Genomic DNA, 12070 nt, shown 5'->3' with positions numbered 1-12070 from the left:
ACGGCGCCCTACCGCTGCGCCGTTGCGGTGATGCGGCCGTACGCGATGACGTGACCGCTCATGGTGAAGGTCGCGACGGCGGGCGGCGTGCCGGCCGGCAGACCCAGGCTCGGGACGTTCAGCGCGTACACCGTCACCTGGTAGCGATGCGCGATGTCGCCGGCGGGCGGGCAGGGACCCAGGTAGCCGGTGCCGCCCGCGTCGTTGGTGCCGGAGACGGCGCCCGCCGGAGGCGTCGCGCCCAGTGTGGTGTCACCGGCGGGGATGTCCCAGACCAGCCAGTGCCAGAACCCGCTCCCGGAGGGCGCGTCCGGATCGTACATCGTGACCGCGTAGCCGCGGGTCGCCGCCGGGGCTCCGCTCCAGGACAGGCGCAGTGGCCGGTTGCCCGCCGAGCAGCCGAACGCGTTCGCCCAGGACGCGGCCGGGAAGGCGCCGCCGTCCCGGACGTCCGGGCTGGTCAGCGTCAGCCGCTTCGCCGAGTCCGGAACGCCCTTGCGGATCACGGTGAAGCCGTAGCCCCCGTCGCCGGCGGGGCCGCGGTGCCCGTCGCGCGCGGCGGCGGCCGTCGCCGCCGATCCCACCATGACGGCGGCACCGGCCGCCGCCGCGAAGGTCCGAACGAATCTCTTCATCTCTTCCTCCTCGATCGTGCGTTCAACGATCGCGACGCGGATCGAGCGGAGGAAGACCGCCGGGATGCTGGTACCCGGAGTGCCAGGTCCCTCCGTGGACAGCGGGCACCGGCGGCATGGATCATGTCGATCAGGGGTGAGTCGGATGAGCCGGCACAACGCCGACCTGGCGGAGTTCCTGCGGGTCATGCGAGCCCGCGTACGGCCGGAGGACGTCGGCCTGCCGGTCGCGGGCAACCGCCGTACGCCGGGCCTGCGGCGCCAGGAGGTCGCCCAGTCGGCCGCGATCAGCGTCGAGTGGTACACCCGTCTGGAGCAGGGCCGGGTGGGTTCGCCCGGCGCGACCGTCCTCGACGCCCTGGCGCGAGCCCTCCGGCTGTCGGAGTCCGAGCGGCACCATCTGCACCTGATCGCGCGGGGGGAGGCGCCGCCGCCACGGCATCGGCCCGCGCCGGTCGGAGCCGCCCTCCAGGAGCTCCTGTGCGGGATGCCGCTGCTGCCCGCCTACGTCGTGGACTTCCGCTTCGACGTCCTGGCCCGCAACGAGCCCGCGGCGGCGTTGTTCGGCGCGGACTTCGGCAGCGGCGACACCGGCAACGTCGCGCGGATGCTGTTCCTCGTGCCGCGCATCCGCGCGATGCAGCTGGACTGGACCAGGATCGCCCGGGAGACCGTCGGTAACCTGCGCGCCAACCTCGCGCGCCACCGCACCGACGCCCGGCTGCGCGCGCTGGTCGACGAACTGCGCCATCGCAGCGACGACTTCGCGGCTTGGTGGAACGACCAGACGGTGCGCGAACGCGCCAACGGGACGAAGCGCATCCGCCACGAGGCCGGCGGCGAGCTGACCGTCCGCTACACCACCCTGGCCACGCTCGACAACTCCGATCAGTACCTGATCGCCGTCACCCCCGCCGACGCGGCCTCGGAGCGGGCGCTGCGCCGGATCGTCACCACGCGCGCCGGCGCGCTCACCGGGACGGCGAGGGCGCTGGGCTGAGTCCCGGCCGGTGCCGGACGTGTGGCGATCGTCCCATCCGTGCTCCCGACCGGGACCGTACGCCACCGGGACGGTAGGGTATTACCGAACGTGATTCGACTTGGTGGGGTGGGGAATGGGCGGCTTCGCGGCGGCCACGACGGTGCGACGGGTGGCGGAGGGGCGCTACGCCGCCGAGCTCGACGGGGACTTCGGCATCGGGGAGGCGATCAACGGCGGCTACTCGATGGCGGTCATGACCCGCGCGCTGCTGGAGGAGTCCCCGCACCCGCACCCGATCGCCACCAGCGCGAGCTTCCTGCGCGTCGCGAAGGCCGGGCCCGCCGAGGTCCGCGTCGAGCCCCTCAAGGCCGGGCGCACGGCGGCGGTGGCGCGCGTCACCCTCGTTCAGAACGACCAGGCCCTGGTCGAGGCGCTCATCACCACCGGCACCCTCGACGGCGATGCCGCCCCGGCGTACTCCGTCGAGCAGGAGAAGCTCCCGCCGGTCGAGGAGTGCCTGGAGTTCCCGCCGAACAACGGCTTCGCCCGGCAGGTCGACGTCCGGTACGACCCGGCCACGATGGGCTGGCTCGACGGGCGGCCCGCCGGAGTGCCCGAGATGCGAGGCCACCTCCGGCTGCGCGAGCCGTACGAACCCGACGGGATCCTCCTCGCGCTCGCCGTCGACGCGCTGCCCCCGGTCGTGCTCAACACCGGGGCGTCCGGCTGGGCGCCGACCGTCGAGCTGACCTGGCACATGCGGGCCGTTCCCGCGCCGGGCATGCTGGCCGTCCACGGCCGTGCCCGGCTCGTCAGCGACGGGTGGTTCGACGAGGAGATGGAGGTCTGGGACTCCGCCGGCCGCCTCGTCGCGCAGAGCCGCCAGATCGCCCGCGTCGGCCGCGGTTAGTTTCTCTCAAATCACACTGTGATGTGCGGCGCATCGAGCCGCCGATCAGGGCATGGTCTTTTAGCCTGTTGGGATCATGTCTGACGCGCCAATCGGGATCTTCGACAGCGGAGTCGGCGGGCTGACCGTCGCCCGCGCCGTCCTCGATCAGTTGCCGAACGAATCCATGTTGTACGTCGCCGACACCGCGCGATCCCCGTACGGCCCGAAGCCGATCGCCGAGGTCCGCGCCTACGCCCTCGAGGTTCTCGACCACCTCGTGGACGAGGGCGTGAAGATGCTCGTGATCGCCTGCAACACCGCCAGCTCCGCCGTGCTGCGCGACGCGCGCGAGCGCTACGACGTCCCGGTCGTCGAGGTCATCAAGCCGGCCGTGCGCGCGGCGGTCAGCGCCAGCCGTACGGGACGGGTGGGACTCGTGGCGACGCGTGCGACCGTGACGAGCCGGTCCTATGAGGACGCGTTCGCCGCTGCGCCTCATGTGACACTGACAAGTGTCGCGTGTCCGCGTTTCGTAGAGTTCGTGGAGCGAGGCATCACGATGAGCGACGAACTCCTCGACGTCACGCGCGGCTACCTCGAGCCGATCCTTGACGCGGGGTGCGACACCCTCATCCTCGGCTGCACGCATTACCCGTTGCTGACCGGCGTCATCTCATACGTCGCCGGTGACGGGGTAACCCTCGTGTCAAGCGCCGACGAGACCGCCAAGGACGTCTACCGGGTGTTGCACGACAGCCGCCTGGCCCGCGCGGAGGGCTCTCCCGAGCCCCGGCACCGGTTCCGGGCGACCGGAGATCCGACGCCGTTCGGCGTCCTCGGCCGCCGCTTCCTCGGCCCGGAGATCGGGCTCGTCGAACCCGCGATCGTCGGCATTCCGTTCACGGCTCGTTAGGAGGTCGGCCCGTGCGGCTCACGGTGATCGGCTGTTCGGGGAGCTTCCCCGGCCCGGACAGTCCGGCGTCCTGCTATCTCGTCGAAGCCGACGGCTTCGCGATCCTCCTCGATCTCGGCAGCGGAGCCCTCGGTCCACTTCAGCGCCACATCGGGCTGTACGACATCGAGGCCGTCCTGCTGTCGCATCTCCACGCGGACCACTGCCTCGACCTGTGCGGATACTGGGTCGCCCGGACGTACGCGCCGGAGGGGCCGAAGCCGCGGATCCCGGTGTACGGACCCGAGGGCGTCGCGGACCGGATGGCGCGCGCGTACGACCTGGAACTGGATCCGGGCATGCGGCAGGCGTTCGACTTCCAGACGCTGCGCACCGGGACGTTCCGGCTCGGGCCGTTCACCATCACGACGGCGCCGATGAGCCATCCCGTCGAGGCGTTCGGCTTCCGCGTCGAGCACGAGGGCACGGCGATCGCCTACTCCGGCGACACGGGGGAGTGCGAGGAACTCGTCCGGCTGGCCCGCGGAGTCGACCTCCTGCTGGCGGAGGCGTCCTTCCTCGACCGGCCGGACCTGCCGCCGGATCTGCACCTCACGGCACGGCAGGCGGGGGAGCACGCGACCCGCGCGGGCGCCGGGCGGCTCGTGCTCACGCACCTCGTGCCCTGGAACGACTCGGCGAGCATCCTCGCCGAGGCCAAGTCCAGCGGGTACGGCGGCCCGATCGAGCTGGCCTGCCCGGACGCGGTGTACGAACTCTGACGGGTGCGGGCGGGCGGCCCGGCCGGGCCGCCCACCCGGGCACGGTGTGCGAACTTCGAGCGTCACCGGTCCGGGCGCTGGATAGGGTTGGGCTCATGGCTCGCCCCGACGGTCGGTCAGCCGACCAGCTACGTCCCGTCCGCATCCAGCGCGGCTGGCTCTCCCACGCCGAGGGTTCCGTGCTGGTGGAGTTCGGCCGCACGCGCGTGCTGTGCGCCGCCTCCGTCCAGACCAGCGTGCCGCGCTGGCGCCGTGACTCGGGGCTCGGCTGGGTGACGGCGGAGTACGCCATGCTGCCGCGCGCGACGAACACCCGGAACGACCGCGAGTCGGTCCGGGGCAAGATCGGCGGCCGCACGCACGAGATCTCGCGTCTCGTCGGCCGGTCGCTGCGGGCCTGCGTCGACTACAAGGCGCTGGGGGAGAACACCATCATCCTCGACTGCGACGTGCTGGAGGCCGACGGCGGCACCCGCACCGCCGCGATCACCGGCGCGTACGTCGCCCTCGCCGACGCGGTCGCCTGGATGCGCGGCCGCAAGCTGGTCAAGTCCAGCCCGCTGGTCGGCTCCGTCGCGGCGGTCAGCGTCGGCGTCATCGACGGCGAGCCCCGGCTCGACCTGTGCTACGAGGAGGACGTCGCCGCCGAGACCGACATGAACGTCGTCTGCACCGGTGACGGCCGCTTCGTCGAGGTGCAGGGCACCGCGGAGGGCCAGCCGTTCGACCGCTCCGAGCTCGACGCCCTCGTCGACCTGGCGGCCGGGGGCTGCGCCGAGCTCACCCGCATCCAGCAGGAGGCACTCGCGCAATGAAGGTCGTGCTCGCCACCCGCAACCAGGGCAAGGTCGCCGAGCTGCGCCGGATCCTCGACGGCATCGACGTCGTCGGGCTCGGCGAGTTCCCGGACGCGCCGGAGGTCCCCGAGACCGAGCTGACGTTCGCCGGCAACGCGCTGCTCAAGGCCCGCGCGATCGCGGCGCACACCGGGCTGCCCGCCGTCGCGGACGACTCCGGCCTGTGCGTCGACGCGATGAACGGCATGCCCGGGATCTTCTCCGCCCGCTGGGCCGGCCGGCACGGCGACGACCAGGCCAACCTCGACCTGCTCCTCGGCCAGCTCGCCGACGTGGCGCCCGAGCACCGGGGCGCCCGCTTCGTGTGCGCGGCCGCCATCGCCTGGCCGTCCGGCGAGGAGGACACCGTCGAGGGCACCATGGACGGCGTCGTCATCGACGCGCCGCGCGGCACGAACGGCTTCGGCTACGACCCGATCTTCGTGCCCGAGGGCGACACGCGTACGAACTCCGAGCTGAGCGCCGAGGAGAAGGACGCCATCAGCCACCGTGGCAAGGCGTTCACCGCCCTCGCGGCCCGCATCCTCGCGCGGGTCGACCACGCGGGCTGAGCGCCACCGCCCCGTGCGGGCGCATAACCGTGCGTAGGCTGAGGGCCACCGCCGCGCGCGGGTGCGTAACCGTGCGCGGGCTGCGGGCCACCGCCGCGTGCGGGCACGCATCCGTGCGCGGGCTGAGGGCTACCGGCTCGCCGCGCCCTCATCGGGCGGCAGCACGCGCTCCACGACACTCGCGATCAGCGCCTCGACGTCCGCCTCGGGGAACACTGACCTACACCAAGAAGTAGGGCCCTTCCGCTCAGGAGTTCAGGGCCGGTTCTCCGGAGCGGGGTAGGTGAGGCGGCGCGTCGTCCTGGGAACAAACCGGCTGGAGGCCCGCGAATGGGACGCCAGCGGTTGCGGACCGACGGCGGGCCGGCGATAGGGACGAACCCCGTTTCCAGCCGGGTGACCCGTCACCGCGGACCGGGTTCTGCCCGTCACTGGACGGGGCGGCCGGGGGAAGCCCCCGATCTCTCGCGCACGAAGCGCCTGCCGGCCCGGCGATGGTGCCGGGGCGGGCGGCCCGAGACATCGATCAACCTGATAGGCGGCGCCGATGTGGATGTTCCGGCCCCTCGGGGTGTACCGGCCGCAAAGCGACACGTTCTTGCTGGCCAGAGAGCTGTGCTGCGATGGGATTCGGGGTTCCCGGGTGCTCGATCTGTGCACCGGGACCGGGCTGCTGGCGATCATCGCCGCCTACGCCGGCGCCGAGTCCGTGACGGCGGTGGATCTCGAGGGGCGCGCGGTGCTCACGGCGTGGATGAACACGCGGCTGCGGCGGGTGCCGGTGCGGGTGCTCCGCGGCGACCTGTTCGAGCCCATCGCGGACGAGGTGTTCGACGTCATCGTGGCCAACCCGCCGTACGTGCCCAGCGCGGACGCGCCACGCCGCGTGCGCGGCCGGGCCTGGGACGCGGGCCGGCAGGGCCGGGCGATGATCGACCGGATCTGTGCTCACGCGCCGGGGGCGCTGGCCGTCGGCGGAACCCTGCTGATGGTCCAGTCCGTACTGTGCGGGGTGGAGACGACACTGAACTCGCTGCGCCGGGCCGGGCTCAAGGCGTCGGTCGTGGCACGGCGGACGCAGCCGTTCGGGCCGGTGATGCGGTCACGGGCGGCGTTCCTGGAGGCGCAGGGGCTGATCCATCCGGGTCAGCGACATGAGGAGCTGGTGGTGGTCCGTGCCGACCGGAACTGAACGCCCGGACGGCCCGCCGGGGCGGGAACCGCGGCGCGTGGTCGTCGTGCCGGGTGGGCCGGTGCTCGTGGAGGGACCGGTGGAGCTGGTCACCGACGACGGCGGGATCCTACACTGTGATCGCTTCATGGTCGCCGTGTGCGCGTGCCGGCGCAGCCGCCGGTACCCGCTGTGCGACACCAGCCATCGCCGCAAGCGCAAGGACTGACTAGGGGAGCGGGCGACGCAGGGAGGTGCGGCCCGCCCGCCAGCTTCCCAGCAGGTGGGCGGCGAGGCGGTCCTCCAAGAGCGTGGTGGCCTGGATTCCGAGCACGACGTCGGCCGCCAGCTCCGGCTCCCGTGCGAGCAGGTCGCCGATCACGTCCCGGCGCATCACCTGCTCGTGCACGGCGTCGGCCTCGATGTGCTCGGTGAAGAACCGCGTGCACTCCGGCCCCGCACCCAGCCGGGTCAGGGCCCGCGCGAGCCGGTCCGCGCCGGGCGGGGTGGTGATCTCCGCGGCGGCGAAGTGCCCGACGAGGGCCCCGCGCAGCGCCCGGTGCAGGCCGAACAGCGACATGAGGTTCACGGTGGCCAGCGTCTGGGCGGGCGCGTGGTCGAGGTAGTGGCCGTAGCGGGAGTCCAACCCGGCGCCGTCCAGGAGGTCCGCGAACAGTTTCGCGTGCATCCGCTCGCCACGCCCGCCGCCGAACTCGTCGAACTCGACGGCGACCAGCGCCGCCTTGCTCTCGCCCTGCAGGCGCGGAATCACCCACGCGTGCGGGTCGGCCTCTTTCAGGTGGTAGATCGAGCGATGCGCCAGGTACTCGCGCATCTCCCACCACTGTCCCGTGTCGAGCAGGTGGTGCGAGACGCCGTACGCGCCGGGATCCTCGACGAGGAGCTCTCCCAGCGCGGCCGCCGTGTCGGTGCCACCGGGCGACTCCGCGCGCAGCGCCGGCAGGAAGCGGTCCTCCAGCCGCCCGCGCAGCCGCAGCAGGTCCGGATCCCACTCCCAGCACGGGTCCACCCCGTCGAACCCGCGATAGTGCAGCTCGTAGCAGACGTACAGGGCCAGATGCAGGTCCTCGCCGAGAGCCGCCGCGTCGCGGACCTCCCGCGGAGCCGACTCGGGCGGCGAGCCGCGGGCGAGCGCCGTGATCACGGCCTCCGACAAGGGGCCCCGAGGCTCGGGCAGCGTGGGATTCGCGATCATGACGACTCCGTCAGGTCTTCGTCCTGCCGGTGGCGGCCGGACCGGCCGGACCGGTTGGAAAGGCCGGCGGGGGCCTCGGTGGCGGCGATCGTCTGCTCGGCGAGCAGGTCCACCACGGCCTCCGGACCGTGCGCGGCGGCGGCGCGCTGGCGGGAGGCACCGCCGCCGTGACGCGACAGCCAGGCCAGGACGGCGTGTACGCGGGCCAGGTCTCCCGACGCCTCCAGCGCCGGGCGGATGCGGTCGAGCATCTCCCGCAGCAACCGTGCCGCCGGCACCGCGCGCTCCTCGATCGGATGCACCCCGGGGCCGTCCAGGCCGTAGCGTGCCGCCGACCACGTCGCGGCCGCGCAGAGCTGGGAACCGACGGCGGGCGCCTCCCGGCCCCGCGCGAGGTCGGTCAGGGCCGTACGGACCAGGGCACGGACGAGGGCCGCCTGCAGGATCGCCTCGTCCACGGTGGCGGCGGCGTCCCCCGCCCGTACCTCGACGGTCGGCAGCCGGGGCGACGGCCGGGCGAGCCAGAAGGACATGCGCTCGTCGATGAGAGCGCCGGCCTCGACCAGCAGGGCGACCTGGTGGTCGTAGGCCGAGGCCGAGGGGAACGACGGCGGCACCCCGGATCCGGGGAAGCGCGCCTGCTCCAGCATCCGCCAGCTCGCGTACCCCGAGTCCCGGCCGTGATCGAACGGCGAGTTCGCCGCCAACGCGACCAGCGTCGGCAGCCAGGGGCGCAGGTGGTTCACCACCGCGACCGCCGTCTCCCGGTCGGCGACGCCGGTGTGGACGTGACAGCCGCACGTCTGGTAGTCGGCCACCACGCCGGCGTACCGGTCGGCGATCTGCGCGAACCGTTCTCCCGGAGTGACCGGGACGGAGGGGCCGGGCAGCACCGCGGTTCCCGAGGAGATCAGGCGCGCGTCCTCGCCGCTCGCGGCGGCGGCGAGCCGGCGCCGTCCGTCGCACAGGTGATCGCGCAGGGCGTCCAGCGTGGTGCAGATTCCGGTCGCGGCCTCCACCTGCGCGGTGAGCAGCTCCTCGTACAGCCCCCCGCCGGGAGTGGGCGCGACCCGGGGCTTCGGGACCCGCGCGAGCACGGCCGCCGCCCGTGGCACGGTCCGCCGCGTCTCCGCGTCCACGAGGAGGAACTCCTCCTCCACGCCCACGGTCACCCCGTCGTCGAGGCCGTGAACCGGCCCGTCCCCCATGCCGAAGCCATTCCCGGCGGGGCGCCGGCCTAACGGCTCGGGCTCAGTCCGTGGCGGCGGCCAGGGCGGCGCGGAGGTCGGCCGCCGCCGCGCGGTCGCCGCGCACGCGGATCGCGTCGTCGCCCCGGCGTCCCCACAGCCAGAGGTAGACGGGGACCGGGTCGCCGATCACCACGGCGTCCGCGTCGTCCGGGAGCTCGGAGATCACCTCGGCAGAGGTGGGGGAGATCGTCACCCGCCACACCCGCGATCCGGCGGCGACCCCGACGGTACGGACGGAGGCGGGCCGCCCTCGGTCACGGCGGCCGAACCGCCGGACGAGGTAGAGCGACAGGACCTCGTCGGCGCCGTCGGCGGCGAACTCCGCGTCGACCGGGCCGATCGGGCCGTACGCCGCCTCGACGTCGACCCGGTGCACGGTCGTCTCGTGGGCCATCCGCCGCCACCAGAACCCGATGGTCCGGTCGCCGGGGGACCACGTGTCGCAGGGCTCGTCCACGGGCCGGCGGCTCAGCTCGTCGTGCAGCTCGGCGGCGCAGGCGCGGAACCAGCGGATCACGTCGCCGTCGGACGGCCTCCGGTCCCAGTCGTCGGGCCGGCTCTGCGCGTGCACCCAGTCGATCACCGCGAGGTAGACGCTGCCGAGGTGCCGGACCAGGTCGCCGACGTTCATGCCGGGGCAGGTGGGAACGGGCGCGCCGAGGTCGCGGTCGGCGGCGAACGCGGCGATGTGCGCGCTCTCGGCCCGCAGCCGGGTGAGGAAGTCGGAGGGCTCCATCGGAACAAGCGTGGCCGGTCGCGCCGACTCAGTCAAAGACCGTGACAACCGATCGGCCCGGAGGCGGGGTTGTTGGGGGTGTACGGAAACGAAGGGATCTTCCATGACCGACCGCAGACGCCGCCGGACCACCATGACCCTCGCGGGGGCCGGCGCGGCCGTCGCCGTGCTCGCCGGTGTATGGGCGGGTGGTGCCGCCTTCGCCGGGGGTTCCGGGCACGGGGTGCGGAACGCCGCCGACTCCTCGCGGGTGCCGCCGACCGCGGCGCCGGTGCCCCGGCCGACCGCGTCGGCGACGCCCTCCGCCCGGCCGTCCGCGCCCGGCGAACCGCGGCCCGTTCCGACGGCGCCGCATCCGCGGCCGACGTGCGTGAGCAGCGCGCGGCCGGCCCCGCGCCCCGCGGAACCGTCCACGGCCCGGCCGGTGCCCCGTCCGACGACCACCGCGAAGCCCTGCGAGACGGCCCCTCCCCAGCCCTGTCCGACGGCCACCCCGAGGCCCCGCCCGACGGTCACCGCGAAGCCGCGTCCGTCGGGCAGCCCGAGGCCGCGCCCGACGGGCGCCCCGACCGCCCGGACGGCGCACCGGCCGGCGGCGACGCCCGTGCCGCTGCCCCCCTCCTGCGCCCGAGCGCAGTGAGGCAGGCGGGACACTGTCCATCCTGAGCCGAGAGGAGGCCCGCGGAGTGAGTGGGGACGAGCTCACGTTCGACGAGTTCGTCATCGCCTCCGCGGGTCGCCTGCTGCGCACCGCGGTGTTCCTCGTCTACGACCGCCATCTCGCCGAGGACCTCCTCCAGACCACGTACGAGCGGGTCGCCCGGCGATGGACGCGGATCCTGCGCGGCGGGCACCAGCCGGAGGCGTACGCGCGCAAGGTCCTCGTCAACCTGGCCATCGACCACCACAAGCGCCGCAAGAGACGACCCGACCTGCCGGTCGGCGGAACGTCCGACGTGGAGCGCCTGACCGGGGCGCGCGAGACGTACGCCGCGGCGGGAACCCCGCTCGACGACGTCCTCGCGACTCTGCCGGTCAAGCAGCGGGCGGTCGTGGTCCTGCGCTTCTGGTGCGATCTCAGCGAGCATGAGATCGCCGAGGCGCTCGGCATCTCCCGGGGAACCGTGAAGAGCCACACGTCGCGGGCGATGGCGGCGCTGCGGCGGCAGCTGGCCGAGGAAGGAGCGGCTCATGAGCGATGACCTCGACGCCCTGCTCCGCGACCACTACCGGCGCGCGGCCGAGGGAGTCCAGCCGGACCGCGAGCTGATCGACCGGCTCCGGAACACCACGCGGCCGGCGCGAGCCGTCGCCGGGTGGCCGCGGGTGCTCCTCGCGGCGGCGGCGGTCGCGGCGATCGCCCTGCTCGCCTGGGGGCTGCTCCGGCCGGATCACGCCGCCGAGCCGAGCCGGCGCAGCGTGCCGATCGCGCCCCTCCCCGCGACGACCGAGCCGCCGTCGCACCACCTGCCGACACCGACACCGACACCGACACCGACGCGGACGAAGGCGCATCCGGTATCGAGGCCTCCGAGGCGGGGACCGCGGCCCACGCCGGCCCGGCCGACGCCGAGGCCCACGCTCACCGTGAACGGGACGCCGCGACCGGCGCCGACGGCGACGCCGTCGTCGATTCCGCGGCCGTCAAGGCGGTGATCTGGCATCATCTTCAAATGATCACTGTCCTCGTGGTGACCGCCGTGGCCGTCGTCGTGGCCGCGGTGGGCGTCGCCGCGGGATCGAGAAGGGGGCGACCGATGCCGAGACAGGTGCCGCCGATCGCGCTGGCCGGTGAGCTGCAGGACCGGGTGCGGGCCCTGCTGGCCGAGAACCGGGACGTCCAGGCCGTCAAGGAGGTCCGGCAGGCGACGGGGCTCGGGCTCGTCCAGGCCAAGCAGCTCGTCGACGCGGTTCAGGACGGCCGCCTGGCCGAGCCGGGCCCGTACGCCCAGGGCGCCGAGAGCCTCGCCGACCGGGCCCGGCGGATGCGTGACGGCGGGGACGTCCCCGGGGCCGTCGCGCTGGTTCAGGCGGAGACGGGGATGACCCGGGAGGACGCGGAGCGGTTCGTCGCGGCTCTCGGCTAGGGCCGTCTCCCACCCGGGA

The 12070-nt window shown here is 73.8% G+C and carries 15 protein-coding genes; 11 read left to right on the top strand and 4 right to left on the bottom strand.

From position 1 onward, the window contains the following. Positions 1–8: 8 nt before the first annotated feature. The gene (locus NDW01_RS24165) at positions 9–635 is read right to left on the bottom strand and encodes a YbhB/YbcL family Raf kinase inhibitor-like protein (protein ID WP_252823720.1); all 627 of its coding nucleotides are present in this window, start codon (positions 633–635) and stop codon (positions 9–11) included. Positions 636–780: 145 nt separating this feature from the next. On the opposite strand from NDW01_RS24165, the gene NDW01_RS24160 reads away from it, so the two are divergent. The 8 genes from NDW01_RS24160 (at position 781) to NDW01_RS24125 (ending at position 6991) form a co-directional block, all read left to right on the top strand. Next, the gene (locus tag NDW01_RS24160) at positions 781–1635 is read left to right on the top strand and encodes a helix-turn-helix transcriptional regulator (protein WP_252823718.1); all 855 of its coding nucleotides are present in this window, start codon (positions 781–783) and stop codon (positions 1633–1635) included. 115 nt (positions 1636–1750) lie between these two features. Continuing rightward, positions 1751–2527 (top strand): thioesterase family protein, encoded by a 777-nt coding sequence (locus NDW01_RS24155; RefSeq protein ID WP_252823715.1) that lies wholly within the window; start codon positions 1751–1753, stop codon positions 2525–2527. Positions 2528–2603: 76 nt separating this feature from the next. Continuing rightward, the gene (gene murI, locus NDW01_RS24150) at positions 2604–3422 is read left to right on the top strand and encodes a glutamate racemase (protein ID WP_252823713.1); all 819 of its coding nucleotides are present in this window, start codon (positions 2604–2606) and stop codon (positions 3420–3422) included. Positions 3423–3433: 11 nt separating this feature from the next. Next, entirely contained in the window at positions 3434–4183 is a 750-nt protein-coding gene (locus tag NDW01_RS24145) for an MBL fold metallo-hydrolase (protein ID WP_252823711.1), read from the top strand. A 95-nt stretch (positions 4184–4278) separates the two neighbouring features. Then, entirely contained in the window at positions 4279–4998 is a 720-nt protein-coding gene (gene rph / locus NDW01_RS24140; protein WP_252823709.1) for a ribonuclease PH, read from the top strand. Next, positions 4995–5591, top strand: coding sequence for an RdgB/HAM1 family non-canonical purine NTP pyrophosphatase (gene rdgB / locus NDW01_RS24135; RefSeq protein ID WP_252823707.1), 597 nt, complete (start codon positions 4995–4997; stop codon positions 5589–5591). The genes rph and rdgB overlap by 4 nt, the downstream gene beginning before the upstream one ends. A 547-nt stretch (positions 5592–6138) precedes the next feature. Beyond that, the gene (locus NDW01_RS24130; protein WP_252823704.1) at positions 6139–6783 is read left to right on the top strand and encodes a HemK2/MTQ2 family protein methyltransferase; all 645 of its coding nucleotides are present in this window, start codon (positions 6139–6141) and stop codon (positions 6781–6783) included. Beyond that, positions 6767–6991 (top strand): CDGSH iron-sulfur domain-containing protein, encoded by a 225-nt coding sequence (locus tag NDW01_RS24125; protein WP_252823702.1) that lies wholly within the window; start codon positions 6767–6769, stop codon positions 6989–6991. The genes NDW01_RS24130 and NDW01_RS24125 overlap by 17 nt, the downstream gene beginning before the upstream one ends. Here the strand turns inward: NDW01_RS24125 and NDW01_RS24120 are convergent, their stop codons facing one another. The 3 genes from NDW01_RS24120 to NDW01_RS24110 are packed head-to-tail and all read right to left on the bottom strand — an operon-like array spanning position 6992 to position 9964. Next, entirely contained in the window at positions 6992–7978 is a 987-nt protein-coding gene (locus NDW01_RS24120) for an iron-containing redox enzyme family protein (protein WP_252823700.1), read from the bottom strand. Further along, entirely contained in the window at positions 7975–9186 is a 1212-nt protein-coding gene (locus NDW01_RS24115; RefSeq protein ID WP_252823697.1) for a carboxylate-amine ligase, read from the bottom strand. The genes NDW01_RS24120 and NDW01_RS24115 overlap by 4 nt, the downstream gene beginning before the upstream one ends. A 43-nt stretch (positions 9187–9229) precedes the next feature. Beyond that, complete coding sequence (locus tag NDW01_RS24110) at positions 9230–9964, bottom strand: maleylpyruvate isomerase family mycothiol-dependent enzyme (protein ID WP_252823695.1); 735 nt, start codon at positions 9962–9964, stop codon at positions 9230–9232. A 686-nt stretch (positions 9965–10650) separates the two neighbouring features. On the opposite strand from NDW01_RS24110, the gene NDW01_RS24105 reads away from it, so the two are divergent. The 3 genes from NDW01_RS24105 to NDW01_RS24095 are packed head-to-tail and all read left to right on the top strand — an operon-like array spanning position 10651 to position 12051. After that, positions 10651–11166, top strand: coding sequence for a SigE family RNA polymerase sigma factor (locus NDW01_RS24105; RefSeq protein ID WP_252823693.1), 516 nt, complete (start codon positions 10651–10653; stop codon positions 11164–11166). Next, a complete protein-coding gene (locus NDW01_RS24100; RefSeq protein ID WP_252823691.1) occupies positions 11156–11620 on the top strand; it encodes a hypothetical protein in 465 nt (154 codons plus the stop codon). The genes NDW01_RS24105 and NDW01_RS24100 overlap by 11 nt, the downstream gene beginning before the upstream one ends. Before the next feature lie 17 nt (positions 11621–11637). Next, complete coding sequence (locus NDW01_RS24095; protein ID WP_252823689.1) at positions 11638–12051, top strand: ribosomal protein L7/L12; 414 nt, start codon at positions 11638–11640, stop codon at positions 12049–12051. The last annotated feature ends 19 nt before the right edge of the window (positions 12052–12070 follow it).

The sequence above is a fragment of the Actinoallomurus soli genome (genome assembly GCF_024055715.1).
GTDB lineage: Bacteria > Actinomycetota > Actinomycetes > Streptosporangiales > Streptosporangiaceae > Actinoallomurus > Actinoallomurus soli.
This window is presented reverse-complemented; position numbering and strand designations above follow the sequence as displayed.